The 13,506-nt window shown below is 59.0% G+C and carries 13 protein-coding genes and 1 tRNA gene; 8 read left to right on the forward strand and 6 right to left on the reverse strand.

What is annotated here, in order from left to right:
* Positions 1-37 precede the first annotated feature (37 nt).
* From murI to hemA, 5 genes are read right to left on the reverse strand one after another with little or no spacing between them, the layout of a single operon-like run.
* Positions 38-829 (reverse strand): glutamate racemase, encoded by a 792-nt coding sequence (murI, locus tag PspS49_RS24560; protein ID WP_127929753.1) that lies wholly within the window; start codon positions 827-829, stop codon positions 38-40.
* The gene (locus PspS49_RS24565; protein ID WP_150652014.1) at positions 822-1,577 is read right to left on the reverse strand and encodes a molybdopterin-synthase adenylyltransferase MoeB; all 756 of its coding nucleotides are present in this window, start codon (positions 1,575-1,577) and stop codon (positions 822-824) included. The genes murI and PspS49_RS24565 overlap by 8 nt, the downstream gene beginning before the upstream one ends.
* Positions 1,571-2,401 carry a peptide chain release factor N(5)-glutamine methyltransferase gene (gene prmC / locus PspS49_RS24570; protein WP_127929755.1) on the reverse strand — a complete coding sequence of 277 codons (831 nt, stop codon included), beginning with the start codon at positions 2,399-2,401 and terminating at the stop codon, positions 1,571-1,573. The genes PspS49_RS24565 and prmC overlap by 7 nt, the downstream gene beginning before the upstream one ends.
* Positions 2,402-3,484 (reverse strand): peptide chain release factor 1, encoded by a 1,083-nt coding sequence (gene prfA, locus PspS49_RS24575; RefSeq protein WP_127929756.1) that lies wholly within the window; start codon positions 3,482-3,484, stop codon positions 2,402-2,404.
* Entirely contained in the window at positions 3,481-4,767 is a 1,287-nt protein-coding gene (hemA, locus tag PspS49_RS24580; protein ID WP_007951716.1) for a glutamyl-tRNA reductase, read from the reverse strand. The genes prfA and hemA overlap by 4 nt, the downstream gene beginning before the upstream one ends.
* A 273-nt stretch (positions 4,768-5,040) precedes the next feature.
* Between hemA and PspS49_RS24585 the strand changes: the two genes are divergently transcribed.
* From PspS49_RS24585 to ychF, 8 genes are all read left to right on the forward strand, one after another.
* Positions 5,041-6,765: a tetratricopeptide repeat protein gene (locus PspS49_RS24585; RefSeq protein WP_127929757.1), complete on the forward strand. Its 1,725-nt coding sequence runs from the start codon at positions 5,041-5,043 to the stop codon at positions 6,763-6,765.
* A gap of 3 nt (positions 6,766-6,768) precedes the next feature.
* Positions 6,769-7,386 (forward strand): lipoprotein insertase outer membrane protein LolB, encoded by a 618-nt coding sequence (gene lolB / locus PspS49_RS24590; protein WP_016987219.1) that lies wholly within the window; start codon positions 6,769-6,771, stop codon positions 7,384-7,386.
* A gap of 3 nt (positions 7,387-7,389) precedes the next feature.
* Positions 7,390-8,241: a 4-(cytidine 5'-diphospho)-2-C-methyl-D-erythritol kinase gene (gene ispE / locus PspS49_RS24595; protein WP_160041802.1), complete on the forward strand. Its 852-nt coding sequence runs from the start codon at positions 7,390-7,392 to the stop codon at positions 8,239-8,241.
* Between the two features lie 36 nt (positions 8,242-8,277).
* Positions 8,278-8,352: transfer RNA gene (locus tag PspS49_RS24600), tRNA-Gln, on the forward strand.
* A gap of 45 nt (positions 8,353-8,397) precedes the next feature.
* Positions 8,398-9,339: a ribose-phosphate pyrophosphokinase gene (locus tag PspS49_RS24605; RefSeq protein WP_003171603.1), complete on the forward strand. Its 942-nt coding sequence runs from the start codon at positions 8,398-8,400 to the stop codon at positions 9,337-9,339.
* A gap of 142 nt (positions 9,340-9,481) precedes the next feature.
* Entirely contained in the window at positions 9,482-10,084 is a 603-nt protein-coding gene (locus PspS49_RS24610) for a 50S ribosomal protein L25/general stress protein Ctc (RefSeq protein WP_095050602.1), read from the forward strand.
* 171 nt (positions 10,085-10,255) lie between these two features.
* Positions 10,256-10,840 carry an aminoacyl-tRNA hydrolase gene (pth, locus tag PspS49_RS24615; protein ID WP_007912902.1) on the forward strand — a complete coding sequence of 195 codons (585 nt, stop codon included), beginning with the start codon at positions 10,256-10,258 and terminating at the stop codon, positions 10,838-10,840.
* 22 nt (positions 10,841-10,862) lie between these two features.
* Positions 10,863-11,963 carry a redox-regulated ATPase YchF gene (gene ychF, locus PspS49_RS24620; RefSeq protein WP_016987222.1) on the forward strand — a complete coding sequence of 367 codons (1,101 nt, stop codon included), beginning with the start codon at positions 10,863-10,865 and terminating at the stop codon, positions 11,961-11,963.
* Between the two features lie 186 nt (positions 11,964-12,149).
* Here the strand turns inward: ychF and PspS49_RS24625 are convergent, their stop codons facing one another.
* Positions 12,150-13,367, reverse strand: a complete 1,218-nt coding sequence (locus tag PspS49_RS24625; protein WP_160041804.1) for an MFS transporter — start codon at positions 13,365-13,367, stop codon at positions 12,150-12,152.
* Positions 13,368-13,506: the final 139 nt, after the last annotated feature.

A 13,506-nucleotide genomic window follows, 5' to 3' on the forward strand; every position in this document is an offset into this window, starting at 1 on the left:
GAAGTTCAGCTGATTTTTTAGTTATTTCACAAATTTTTTACAAGTCGAAGTTTTGTACTTCGCCGCCGCTCTGGCCCAGTCGCGGCAGGATGTTTTCGAAGTAGGCAGGATCAGCGCTGGTCCAGAATCTGACCGGTCGGTTCGGGCCGGCAGCGAGCAAATCGCGCTCAGCCAAAAGGCGCTGAAGTTGCCGCGCTACAGCAGCACCGGTATCGATCAGGCTGATGTCCGCAGGGATCATCGACTTGAGCATCGGCTTGAGAAAGGGATAGTGGGTGCAGCCCAAAATGATTGTGTCGCAACCGCTGGCCAACAGCGGGTCGACATAGCCTTGCAGCAACTGACGCAACTCGGCGCTGTGCAGATCGCCGCTTTCAATCAGCTCGACCAGGCCAGGGCATGGCTGGGTGATCACACGCACGTCAGTGGCGAAACGATCAAGTAACGCGGCGAACTTGGCGCTCTGCAGCGTGCCGGTGGTGGCGAGCACGCCGACCACACCGCTGCGGGTCGCGGCGGCGGCAGGTTTGACCGCAGGCTCCATGCCGACAATCGGCCAGTCAGGAAAGTCGCGGCGCAAATCGGCAACGCCGGCAACCGTGGCCGTATTGCAGGCCAGCACCAAGGCCTTGGCACCCTGCTCACGGAAAAACCCGGCCATCACACTGCAGCGCTGGCGGATGAACTCCGGGGTTTTCTCTCCGTAGGGAATGTGCCCGCAATCAGCGACATAGAGCAGCGATTCATTGGGCAGCAAACGCTGGATTTCCGCCAGCACCGACAAGCCGCCGACACCAGAGTCGAATACGCCGATCGGCGCTTCACGCATGGCGCGAACCACAGACGCTGCAACCCGGATCACGCTTGACGCGCAACTCGCGGAAGCGCGAACCGAGAGCATCGATCAACAGCAAACGGCCCACCAGCGGCTCACCGAAACCGACCAATACTTTCAACGCTTCCAGCGCCTGCAAGCTGCCGACCAGGCCGACCAGCGGCCCGACTACCCCGGCCTCGCTGCAGGTCAGTTCAGCTTCGCTGCCGTGGCCGTATAAACAGTGGTAGCAAGGGCTCTCGGCTCGACGCGGGTCGAACACCGACAACTGCCCTTCCAGACGAATCGCCGCGCCGCTGACCAACGGTTTGCACGCAGCTACACACGCAGCGTTGACCGCTTCGCGGGTGGAGAAATTATCGGAGCAGTCGAGCACCAGATCCACCGCTGCCACGGCTGCGGCGAGAGAATCCTCGTCCAGCGCCTGACGATGAGGGATCAGTTGGATTTCTGGATTGATCGCGGTCAGACGCTTGAGCGCCGAGTCGACCTTGCTCATGCCGACGCTGTCGGTGTCATGGATGATCTGGCGTTGCAGGTTGGTCAGATCGACCGTGTCGAAATCCGCCAGATGCATTTCACCGACACCCGCCGCGGCCAGATACAAGGCAACCGGCGCACCGAGACCGCCAAGGCCGACGATCAGCACGCGACTGTCCTTGAGCTTCAATTGCCCGTCGATGTCGATGTGTTGCAGCAGAATCTGCCGGCTGTAGCGCAGCAACTCCTGATCATTCAGCACGGCAGGCGCCCCAGACTGATGCGTTGATGACCGCCCAGATCGGTGCGGCTGTGGACTTCTTCGAAACCGCGCGTGAGCAGCAAGTCGCGGACGGCTTCGGCTTGATCATAGCCGTGCTCGAGCATCAACCAGCCAGCGGCCTCCAGGTGATCCGGCGCCTGCGCAACGATCAAGCGCAGATCATCGAGCCCGTCTTCACCGGCGACCAGCGCACTGGCCGGTTCGAAGCGCACATCGCCTTCGACCAGATGCGGATCGGCGGCAGCAATGTACGGCGGGTTACTGATGATCAACTGGAAACGCTGACCTTCCAGCGCGCTGAACCAATGGCTACTCAGCACCGTGGCGTTGTTCAAATGCAGGCGCTGGCGATTACGTTCAGCGAGGGCCACGGCTTCGAGCACGCGATCCACCGCAGTGACTTTCCACGCCGGACGCTCGCTGGCCAAGGCCAAAGCAATCGCGCCGCTGCCCGTGCCGAGATCGAGCACTTTGGCCGGCGTCGCGGGCAGTAATTCCAGCGCCGCTTCCACCAGCAGCTCGGTGTCCGGGCGCGGGATCAGCGTGTGCGGCGCGACTTCCAGATCGAGTTTCCAGAAACCCTGCTGACCGAGAATATAGGCCACCGGCTCACCGCTACGGCGGCGTTGCAGGTACTCGGCAAAAGTCAGCGCGGCCTCACTTGGCACGATGCGCTCGGGCCAGGTGTGCAAAAAACTGCGTGACTTGCCCAGCGCCGCCGCCAGTAGCAACTCGGCGTCCAGACGCGCGGTGGGCGAGTCCGGCAGTTCGGCGGCACGCAACAGGCTGGCGATGATGGTCATTTATTCACCTATCGCTGCGAGTTGGTCAGCCTGGTGTTCAGCCAGCAACGGTTCGATCACTGCTTCAACGCCACCGGCGAGGATTTCATCCAGCGAGTACAGGGTCAGGTTGACGCGATGGTCAGTGACCCGGCCCTGGGCAAAGTTATAGGTGCGGATGCGCTCGGAACGGTCGCCGGAACCGACCAGCAATTTACGCTCGCTGGCGATGGCGTTCGCCGCCGCTGCGTTTTGCTGATCGTTGAGCTTGGCCGACAGCCAGGCCATCGCCCGCGCCCGGTTCTTGTGCTGGGAGCGCTCTTCCTGACACTCGACGACGGTGCCGGTCGGTATGTGCGTGATGCGGATCGCCGAGTCGGTGGTGTTGACGTGCTGACCACCGGCCCCGGAGGAGCGGTAAGTGTCGACGCGCAAATCCGCCGGGTTGATCTCGATGGCTTCGCGCTCGTCGGGCTCGGGCAACACCGCCACGGTGCAGGCCGAGGTGTGGATACGGCCCTGGGATTCGGTGGCGGGTACACGCTGAACGCGGTGCGCGCCGGATTCGAACTTCAGCTTGCCGTAAACGTTGTCGCCTTCGATGCGGGCGATGACTTCTTTATAGCCACCGTGTTCGCCTTCGTTTGCCGAAAGGATCTCCACGCGCCAGCCACGTCGCTCGGCGTAACGCGAGTACATGCGGAACAGGTCGCCAGAGAAGATCGCCGCCTCGTCGCCACCGGTACCGGCGCGAATTTCGAGGAAGACGTTGCGCCCGTCATTCGGATCCTTGGGCAGCAACATGCGTTGCAGATCGCCTTCCAGGGTGATCAGCAATTCCTTGGCTTCGCGGACTTCTTCCACGGCCATTTCACGCATGTCCGGGTCGCTGTCCTTGAGCAGCGCCTGGGCGCCTTCAAGATCGCTTTGTACGCTGAGCAGCTTTTTATAGGCCTGCACGACCGGCTCGAGTTCGGCGTATTCCTTGGAATAGGCGCGGAACCGGGTCTGATCGGCAATGACTTCGCCGTCGCCGAGCAGCGCGGTCAGTTCCTCGAAACGGTCCTGGAGGACATCCAGCTTGTTGAGCAGTGACGCTTTCATTGCGGTTTTTTATCCGAAAAACTATCCGGTGAGCCCTCAAGGGCAAAGAGTTCCTGGGCCATGGCCAGCGCATCGAGGCGGCCTTCGGCAGAAAGCTTTTTCAGTTGCACGCTCGGGGCATGCAACAGTTTATTGGTCAGGCCACGGGCCAGTTGTCCGAGCACGTCTTCGGCGTTGCCGCCGTTGGCCAGCAAACGCAGGGCCTTTTGCAGTTCCTCGTCGCGCAGGCGTTCGCTCTGTTGACGATAGGCCTTGAGCACGTCGACCGCCGCCAGTTCGCGCAGGCGCACCATGAAATCGTCGGCGCCGACCGAAACCATCTCTTCAGCGGCTTGCGCTGCGCCCTGACGGCTCTTGAGGTTTTCGGCGACCACTTCGTGGAGATCGTCGACGCTATACAGGTAAACGTCGTCCAACTCGCCGACTTCCGGCTCGATATCCCGGGGAACGGCGATGTCGACCATGAAGATCGGTTTGTGCTTGCGCAGCTTCAGCGCGCTTTCCACCGCGCCCTTGCCAAGAATCGGCAACTGACTGGCGGTCGAGCTGATGACGATATCGCTGCGCACCAGTTCTGCCGGGATGTCCGACAGCAACACCGCGTGGGCGCCGAACTGCTCGGCCAGCAGACTGGCGCGCTCCAGCGTGCGGTTGGCAACGACGATGCGCTTGACGCCCAGCTCGTGCAAATGACGGGCGACCAGGGTAATGGTCTCGCCGGCGCCGATCAGCAGAGCCTGACTGCGCTGCAAATCACTGAAAATCTGTTTCGCCAGGCTGACGGCGGCAAACGCCACCGATACCGGGTTTTCACCGATGGCAGTGTCGGTGCGCACCTGCTTGGCGGCATTGAACGTTGCCTGAAACAGTCGCCCCAGCAGCGGACCGATGGTGCCGGCCTCGCGGGCCACGGCATAGGCCGATTTCATCTGACCGAGAATCTGCGGTTCGCCCAGCACCAGCGAGTCGAGCCCGGAGGCGACGCGCATCATGTGACGAACTGCCGCATCATCTTCATGCACATAAGCACTCGCGCGCAGCTCATCGAGGCTTAAATGGTGATAGTCGGCCAGCCAGCGCAGCACGATATCGGCAGAAAGCTGATCCTGTTCTATATAAAGCTCACTGCGATTGCAGGTGGAGAGGATCGCAGCTTCGCGGCTGTCGGTCAGTCGGCAGAGCTGCTGCAAGGCCTCCACCAGCTGTTCAGGAGTAAAAGCCACGCGCTCGCGGACGTCTACTGAAGCAGTCTTGTGGTTGATACCGAGTGCAAGGAAGGCCATTCAAGGTCGCTGATGGTGACGTGAAGCCGGCAATTGTCCTACTTCGAAAGATTCAGAACAACTACCGCTGACTATTGTCCCAATCGTCAGTCCCTATAATGGGCACAATTTGGCTCCTTGCAGGAGCTGCCGCAGGCTGCGATCTTTTGATTGTGGTTTTTCGAATCACCAGCAAGATCAAAAGATCGCAGCCTTCGGCAGCTCCTACGGTTATGTTTGGCCGAAGGCTTGTGTCATGATGATCCGACCGCAGGTTAGTCGTCCTCTTCCTATATGAATAGATCTTCCGCGTTGCTCCTCGCTTTTGTCTTCCTCAGCGGCTGCCAGGCCTTGGCTCCCGTTTCGCCGGACGGTACGCCGTCGGTTGAAGACACCACGCCCGCGCCTGAAAAGCCCAAGGTTTACAGCTCGTTCAGCGAGGAAACCGTTTTCAGCCTGTTGAGCGCCGAACTCGCCGGTCAGCGCAATCGTTTCGACATTGCCCTGGACAACTACGTGACCCAGGCCATCAACACCCAGGATCCGGGCGTCTCCGAACGCGCATTCCGTATCGCCGAGTATCTGGGCGCCGATCAACCGGCCCTCGATACCGCACTGATCTGGGCAAAAAACGCCCCGGACGATCTCGAAGCGCAACGCGCCGCCGCCGTGCAACTCGCCCGCGCCGGGCGTTATGACGACTCCATGGTGTATATGGAGAAAGTCCTGCAGGGCAAGGGCGACACTCATTTCGACTTTCTCGCGCTGTCGGCCGCCGATACCGATCAGGAAACCCGCAACGGTCTGATGAAAAGTTTTGACCGTTTGTTGCAGCGCCATCCGAACAACAGCCAGCTGATTTTCGGCAAGGCCCTGCTCCTGCAACAGGACGGCGACAACAAAGGCGCACTGGCATTGCTCGAAGACCATCCGCCAGAAGAAGGCGAAATCGCCCCGATTCTGCTGCGCGCGCGCCTGCTGCAACTGCTGAACCGTGGCGACGAAGCGCTGCCATTGCTGCAAAAAAGCATCAAGAAGTACCCGGACGACAAGCGTCTGCGCCTGACTTACGCGCGCATGCTGGTTGAACAGGACCGGATGGACGACGCCAAGGCCGAGTTCTCCAGCCTGGTTCAGCAATACCCGGAAGACGACGAACTGCGTTACTCGCTGGCCTTGGTCTGCCTGGAAGCCAAAGCGTGGGACGAGGCCAAGGGGTATCTGGAAGACCTGATCGCCCGTGAAAGCCACGTCGATTCGGCGCACCTGAACCTCGGTCGTATCGCTGAGGAACGCAACGACCCGCAAGGCGCCCTCATCGAGTACGCCCAGGTCGGCCCGGGCAACGATTATCTGCCGGCGCAATTGCGTCAGGCCGACATTCTGATGAACAACGGCAAGACCGCGGAAGCGCAAAGCAAACTTGCCGCCCAGCGCGACGAACAACCGGATTACGCGATTCAGCTGTACCTGATCGAATCGGAAACCCTGTCGGCCAACAAGCAGGACGACAAGGCCTGGAAAGTCTTGCAGACAGCCTTGCAGCAGTATCCGGACGATCTGAATCTGCTCTACACCCGGGCGATGCTCGCGGAAAAACGCAATGACCTGGCGCAGATGGAAAAAGACCTGCGCCTGATCATCAAGCGTGATCCGGACAACGCCATGGCACTCAATGCTTTGGGCTACACCCTGTCCGATCGCACCACGCGCTACGCTGAAGCCAAAACGCTGATCGAGCAGGCACACCAGATCAACCCGGAAGACCCGGCCGTACTCGACAGCCTCGGCTGGGTGAATTACCGCCTGGGCAATCTGGATGACGCCGAGAAATATCTGCGTCAGGCGCTGGAGCGCTTCCCTGATCACGAAGTCGCCGCACATCTGGGCGAAGTGTTGTGGACCAAGGGCAACCAGCGTGAAGCCAAACAAATCTGGGGCAAATTCCTCAAGGATCAGCCCGACAGCACCATTCTGCGCAGCACCATCAAGCGCCTGACCGGATCCGAGACTCTTTAACTCATGTTTTTGCGCCACGTTATTGTTTTCAGCTTCATCGCCCTGCTCGCTGGCTGCTCGGGTTTTGGCACTCGCGAATCGGTCGAGGGCCACGGCAGCCCGGCTCAATGGGCCGCAAACAAACAACAGCTGACCGGCCTCGACGGCTGGCAGATCGACGGCAAGATCGGTATCCGCGCACCGAAAGATTCCGGTAGCGGCACGCTGTTCTGGCTGCAACGTCAGGATTACTACGACATTCGTTTGTCCGGCCCGCTGGGGCGTGGCGCGGCACGTTTGACCGGGCGTCCGGGCAAGGTGTCGCTGGAAGTCGCCAACCAGGGTCGCTATGAATCGCAGTCCCCGGAAGCCCTGCTCGAAGAACAGCTCGGCTGGAAACTGCCAGTGTCGAATCTGGCCTGGTGGGTGCGAGGCCTGCCGGCTCCAGACAGCAAAAGTCGCCTGAATCTGGATGCCGACAGCCGCTTGGCCAACCTCGAACAGGATGGCTGGAAAGTCGAATACACCGCTTACACCGAACAAAACGGTTACTGGTTGCCGGAGCGCATCAAGCTGCACGGCACTGATCTTGACGTGACGCTGGTGATCAAGACCTGGCAACCGCGCAAGTTGGGGCAATAACCGATGACCGCTGCACGCCTGACCCTGCCCTCGCCGGCCAAACTCAACTTGATGCTGCACATTCTCGGGCGCCGTGAAGACGGTTATCACGAGTTGCAGACGCTGTTTCAGTTTGTCGACTACGGCGATGAAATCACGTTTGCCGTGCGTGATGACGGCGTGATTCAACTGCACACCGAATTCGCCGGCGTGCCGCATGACAGCAACCTGATCGTGCGCGCGGCGAAAATGCTTCAGCAACAGTCCGGTTGCACGCTCGGCATCGATATCTGGATTGATAAAGTCCTGCCCATGGGCGGCGGCATCGGTGGCGGCAGTTCGAATGCGGCGACGACTTTGCTGGGCCTGAATCATTTGTGGCAGTTGGGTTGGGATGAAGATCGCCTGGCCGCACTGGGCCTGACACTCGGTGCCGACGTGCCGGTTTTTGTCCGTGGTCACGCGGCGTTTGCCGAGGGCGTGGGCGAGAAACTCACCCCGGTGAATCCCGAAGAACCGTGGTATCTGGTGCTCGTGCCGCAAGTCTCTGTTAGTACGGCAGAAATTTTTTCCGATCCTTTGTTGACACGTAACACGCCGCCCATTAAAGTGCGCCCCGTTCCCGAGGGAAACAGTCGAAATGACTGCTTGCCGGTGGTTGCAAGGCGTTATCCAGAAGTACGTAACGCATTGGATTTGTTAGGTAAATTTACCGAAGCAAAACTCACCGGAACTGGAAGTTGTGTGTTTGGGGGCTTCCCAAGCAAAGCTGAAGCTGATAAAGTCTCGGCCCTTCTGACAGAGACCCTTACAGGGTTTGTAGCCAAAGGCAGCAACGTTTCGATGTTGCACCGCAAGCTGCAAAGTCTGCTCTAAAGGAACCAGGTGCTCGGCACTTGATGCAACAGATACAGGGGCGTCGCCAAGCGGTAAGGCAGCAGGTTTTGATCCTGCCATGCGTTGGTTCGAATCCAGCCGCCCCTGCCATTTTCTATACTCATCCAGGTTACCCTCAGCCTCTAGGTACTGCGCGTGTCCAAGATGATGGTCTTTACGGGGAACGCTAACCCCGATCTGGCTCGGCGTGTTGTACGTCAGCTGCATATCCCTCTCGGTGACATCTCTGTCGGTAAGTTCTCCGACGGCGAAATTACTGCCGAGATCAATGAAAACGTTCGCGGTAAAGACGTTTTCATTATTCAGCCGACTTGCGCTCCGACCAACGATAACCTGATGGAACTGGTAGTGATGGCTGACGCCTTCCGCCGCTCCTCGGCTACTCGTATCACTGCTGTTATTCCTTATTTTGGTTATGCCCGTCAGGATCGCCGTCCGCGTTCCGCACGTGTGGCTATCAGCGCGAAAGTCGTTGCTGACATGCTTACCGTAGTCGGCATCGACCGTGTTCTCACGGTTGATCTGCATGCTGACCAGATTCAGGGTTTCTTCGATATTCCGGTAGATAACATCTACGGCTCCCCGGTTCTGGTGGATGACATTGAAGATCAGCGCTTCGAAAACCTGATGATCGTGTCCCCGGACATTGGTGGCGTCGTGCGTGCACGTGCCGTTGCCAAATCCCTGGGCGTGGATCTCGGGATCATCGACAAACGCCGTGAGAAAGCCAATCACTCTGAAGTGATGCATATCATCGGTGATGTCGAAGGGCGTACCTGCATTCTGGTCGATGACATGGTCGATACCGCCGGCACTCTGTGCCACGCGGCGAAGGCCCTGAAAGAGCATGGCGCAGCCAAGGTCTTTGCCTATTGCACACACCCTGTGCTGTCGGGTCGGGCCATCGAGAATATCGAAAATTCCGTGCTGGACGAGCTGGTGGTGACTAACACCATCCCGCTGTCCGCTGCAGCACAAGCCTGTGCACGTATCCGTCAACTGGATATCGCACCGGTTGTTGCCGAAGCGGTTCGCCGCATCAGCAATGAAGAATCGATCAGCGCGATGTTCCGTTAAGGGCCCTGCCCTTCGCGAAATGTCTCGTTGACGAAAAGCGCCCCGCCCCGGCATTCCTGCCGGGGCGGGGCTTTTTTGCCCATACCGTGTTTGGCGCTGGTCGCAAACGCCATTCCGGTCATGGCTATTTTGGAGATACAAAATGAACGATTTTACTCTGAATGCTGAAGTGCGTTCCGACCTGGGGAAAGGTGCGAGCCGCCGCCTGCGTCGTCTCGCCGCTCTGGTTCCAGCTGTTGTTTACGGTGGCGAAAAAGCCCCTGAATCCATCAGCATGCTGGCCAAAGAAGTTGCCAAACTGCTCGAAAACGAAGCGGCTTACAGCCACGTTATCGAACTGAACGTTGGCGGCAAAAAGCAGAACGTCATCATCAAAGCTCTGCAACGTCACCCGTCCAAGGGTCACGTTCTGCACGCTGACTTCGTACGCGTCGTAGCCGGTCAGAAACTGACCGCTATCGTGCCTGTGCACTTTGTTGGTGAAGAAGCTCCGATCAAGAAAGGCGGCGAGATCTCGCACGTCCTGAACGAAATCGAAGTAACTTGCCTGCCGAAAGATCTGCCTGAGTTCATCGAAGTCGACCTGTCGGCTCTGGAAATCGGCGCGATCGTCCACCTGTCCGACCTCAAAGCCCCTAAAGGCGTTGAGTTCGTTGCACTGGCTCACGGTGACGACAAAGCTGTTGCAAACGTACACGCTCCACGCGTTGCTCCAGAAGCTACCGAAGAAGGCGCAGCAGAGTAATTCACTCTGTCATGCCTGAGTGAACAAGTAACATCGCGGACTGGAACGTAGCGAGAAAGCGGGCGAGAACGCGGAGTTTACATCCATGGTAAATGAGCATTTTTCGTCCACTTTCGCCGCTTTCCCTGATCGCGGCGATGTTACTCACCACTCAAAGGAAGGGCCCCTATCGTGACTGCCATCAAACTGATCGTTGGCCTGGGAAATCCAGGCGCCGAATACGACCAGACCCGGCATAACGCAGGGGCCCTTTTTGTTGAGCGCATCGCTGACGCACAAGGTGTCAACCTTGTCGCCGATCGCAAATATTTCGGCCTGACCGGGCGCTATTCGCATCAGGGTCAGGATGTTCGTCTGCTGATTCCCACCACCTACATGAACCGCAGCGGCCAGGCCGTGGCGGCACTCGCCGGTTTCTTCCGCATCAAGCCTGAAGAAATCCTCGTGGCGCATGACGAACTCGACTTGCCTCCGGGCGTTGCCAAGCTCAAGCAAGGCGGCGGCCATGGCGGTCACAACGGGTTGCGCGACATCATTGCGCAACTGGGCAATCAGAATACGTTCTACCGCCTGCGGCTTGGCATTGGCCACCCGGGCGTCGCCAGTATGGTTTCAAATTTCGTCCTGGGTCGTGCGCCACGCGCCGAACAGGAAAAACTCGATGCCAGCATCGACTTTGCCCTCGGCGTGCTGCCGGATATCCTCGCCGGTGAATGGAACCGCGCGATGAAAAACCTGCACAGCCAGAAGGCCTGACTCTACTCCGAGGGGAAACACCATGGGATTCAATTGCGGCATCGTCGGCCTGCCTAACGTCGGCAAGTCCACCCTGTTCAACGCCCTGACCAAATCCGGTATCGCGGCCGAAAACTTCCCCTTCTGCACTATCGAGCCGAACAGCGGCATCGTGCCGATGCCGGATCCGCGTCTGGACGCTCTGGCGGCCATCGTCAATCCGAAGCGCATCCTGCCGACCACCATGGAATTCGTCGACATCGCGGGCCTGGTTGCCGGCGCCTCGAAAGGTGAAGGCCTGGGCAACAAGTTCCTCGCCAACATCCGCGAAACCGACGCGATCGCTCACGTGGTGCGCTGCTTCGAAGACGAAAACGTGATCCACGTTTCCAACAGCGTCGACCCGAAACGCGACATCGAAATCATCGACCTGGAACTGATTTTCGCCGACCTCGACAGCTGCGAGAAGCAACTGCAGAAAGTTGCGCGCAACGCCAAGGGCGGTGACAAGGACGCCGTGGTTCAGAAGGCTCTGCTTGAGCAACTGATCGCGCACTTCACCGAAGCCAAGCCGGCACGCAGCCTGATGAAGAACATGAGCGCTGACGAAAAAGCAGTGATCAAGGGCTTCCACCTGCTGACCACCAAACCGGTCATGTACATCGCCAACGTCGCTGAAGACGGTTTCGAGAACAACCCGCACCTGGACGTGGTTCGCGCCATTGCCGAAGAAGAAGGCGCGATGGTGGTTCCGGTCTGCAACAAGATCGAAGCGGAAATCGCCGAGCTCGATGACGGCGAAGAGAAGGACATGTTCCTCGAGGCCCTGGGCCTGGAAGAGCCTGGCCTGAACCGCGTGATCCGCGCCGGCTACGAAATGCTGCACTTGCAGACCTACTTCACCGCCGGTGTCGAAGAAGTCCGCGCCTGGACCGTCAAAGTCGGTGCCACCGCACCTCAGGCTGCCGGCGTGATCCACACCGACTTCGAGAAAGGCTTCATCCGCGCCGAAGTGATCGCCTACAACGACTTCATCCAGTACAAGGGCGAAGCCGGTACCAAAGAAGCCGGTAAATGGCGTCTGGAAGGCAAGGATTACATCGTCAAGGACGGCGACGTGATGCACTTCCGCTTCAACGTGTAAGCGTTACGCCCAAGAAAAAGCCGCGTTTGATACGCGGCTTTTTTGTGCCTGAAACATTCTCCGCCACACCAACAATCCCCTGTAAGAGTGAGCCTGCTCGCGATAGCGTTCTATCAGCTACAGATGTGCTGACTGACACACCGCTATCGCGAGCAGGCTCACTCCTACAATGGGTAATGTGTGAGGTCAGGCCTTTTTGGTGCGCGGCAGGAATATCGCCAGTACGCCAAACAACGGCAGGAACGAACAGAGGAAATACACGTACTCAATCCCGTGAATATCCGCCAGATGCCCGAGCAACGCCGCGCCGATCCCGCCAAACCCAAACATCAAACCAAAGAACACCCCGGCAATCATCCCGACATTGCCCGGCACCAGTTCCTGCGCGTACACCACAATCGCCGAGAACGCCGAGGCCAGAATGAAGCCGATCACCACGCTGAGGACAGTGGTCCAGAACAGGTCAACGTGGGGCATGAGCAGCGTGAACGGTGCCACACCGAGGATCGAGAACCAGATCACTGCCTTACGCCCGATCTTGTCGCCGATCGGCCCGCCGAAGAACGTCCCCGCCGCGACCGCTCCGAGAAACAGGAACAGGTGCAGCTGCGAACTGGCCACCGACAAGTCGAACTTCTCGATCAGGTAGAAGGTGAAGTAGCTAGTCAGGCTGGCCATGTAGAAATACTTGGAGAACACCAACAGGCCCAGCACCACCAGCGCGCTGGTCACCCTGCCCTTCGATAGCCCGTGAGTCGCTGCCTGACCGGCCTTGAGCTTGAACAGATTGAGATGATGGGCGTACCAGCGGCTGATGCGGTACAGCACGAACAGCGCAAACACCGCGAACAAACCGAACCACGCCACGTTGCCCTGGCCGAAGGGAATAATGATCGCCGCCGCCAGCAACGGACCGAACGCAGAACCGGCGTTACCGCCAACCTGAAAAGTCGATTGCGCCAGACCAAAGCGTCCACCGGAGGCCAGCCGCGCAATCCGCGAGGCTTCGGGGTGAAACGTCGATGAGCCGATACCGATGAGCGCCGCCGCCAGCAGAATCAGTGGAAAACTACCGACCATCGACATCATCACGATGCCAATCAGCGTGCAGATCGAACCCGCCGGCAACAGCCACGGCTTCGGATGCCGATCGGTGTGATAACCAACCCACGGCTGCAACAACGAGGCGGTCAGTTGAAAGGTCAAAGTGATCAGGCCGACCTGAGTAAAGGTCAGGCCGTAATTGGCCTTGAGCATCGGGTAGATAGAAGGCAAAACCGATTGGATCAGATCGTTGATCAAATGCGCCAGCGCCACCGCGCCGATGATACGCATCACCAATGGGCTGCTTTGCGGAGCAGCGGGCGCCGAGACAGCGGCGGTCTGAACGTTGCTGATAGCCATGAAAGTTTCCGGACAGCAGATGGGTGCACGCAGGCAGGTGCGTCAATGTGCCATTTTTCGGTGCGCCAGCGCCATCCCCTTAGCCAGCTAACTAACTGACTGGTCGTCGACTGCAAGGTGATAGCGCAACGCCATGGTC

The organism is Pseudomonas sp. S49 (assembly GCF_009866785.1).
Lineage (GTDB): Bacteria > Pseudomonadota > Gammaproteobacteria > Pseudomonadales > Pseudomonadaceae > Aquipseudomonas.

What these genes read in the sequence shown, in the direction of transcription:
- ychF (WP_016987222.1), top strand. Translation starts at nt 10,863, where the DNA reads ATGGGATTCAATTGCGGCATCGTCGGCCTGCCTAACGTCGGCAAGTCC.
- PspS49_RS24610 (WP_095050602.1), top strand. Translation starts at nt 9,482, where the DNA reads ATGAACGATTTTACTCTGAATGCTGAAGTGCGTTCCGACCTGGGGAAA.
- ispE (WP_160041802.1), top strand. Translation starts at nt 7,390, where the DNA reads ATGACCGCTGCACGCCTGACCCTGCCCTCGCCGGCCAAACTCAACTTG.
- murI (WP_127929753.1), bottom strand. Translation starts at nt 829, where the DNA reads ATGCGTGAAGCGCCGATCGGCGTATTCGACTCTGGTGTCGGCGGCTTG.
- prmC (WP_127929755.1), bottom strand. Translation starts at nt 2,401, where the DNA reads ATGACCATCATCGCCAGCCTGTTGCGTGCCGCCGAACTGCCGGACTCG.
- prfA (WP_127929756.1), bottom strand. Translation starts at nt 3,484, where the DNA reads ATGAAAGCGTCACTGCTCAACAAGCTGGATGTCCTCCAGGACCGTTTC.
- PspS49_RS24585 (WP_127929757.1), top strand. Translation starts at nt 5,041, where the DNA reads ATGAATAGATCTTCCGCGTTGCTCCTCGCTTTTGTCTTCCTCAGCGGC.
- lolB (WP_016987219.1), top strand. Translation starts at nt 6,769, where the DNA reads ATGTTTTTGCGCCACGTTATTGTTTTCAGCTTCATCGCCCTGCTCGCT.
- hemA (WP_007951716.1), bottom strand. Translation starts at nt 4,767, where the DNA reads ATGGCCTTCCTTGCACTCGGTATCAACCACAAGACTGCTTCAGTAGAC.
- PspS49_RS24625 (WP_160041804.1), bottom strand. Translation starts at nt 13,367, where the DNA reads ATGGCTATCAGCAACGTTCAGACCGCCGCTGTCTCGGCGCCCGCTGCT.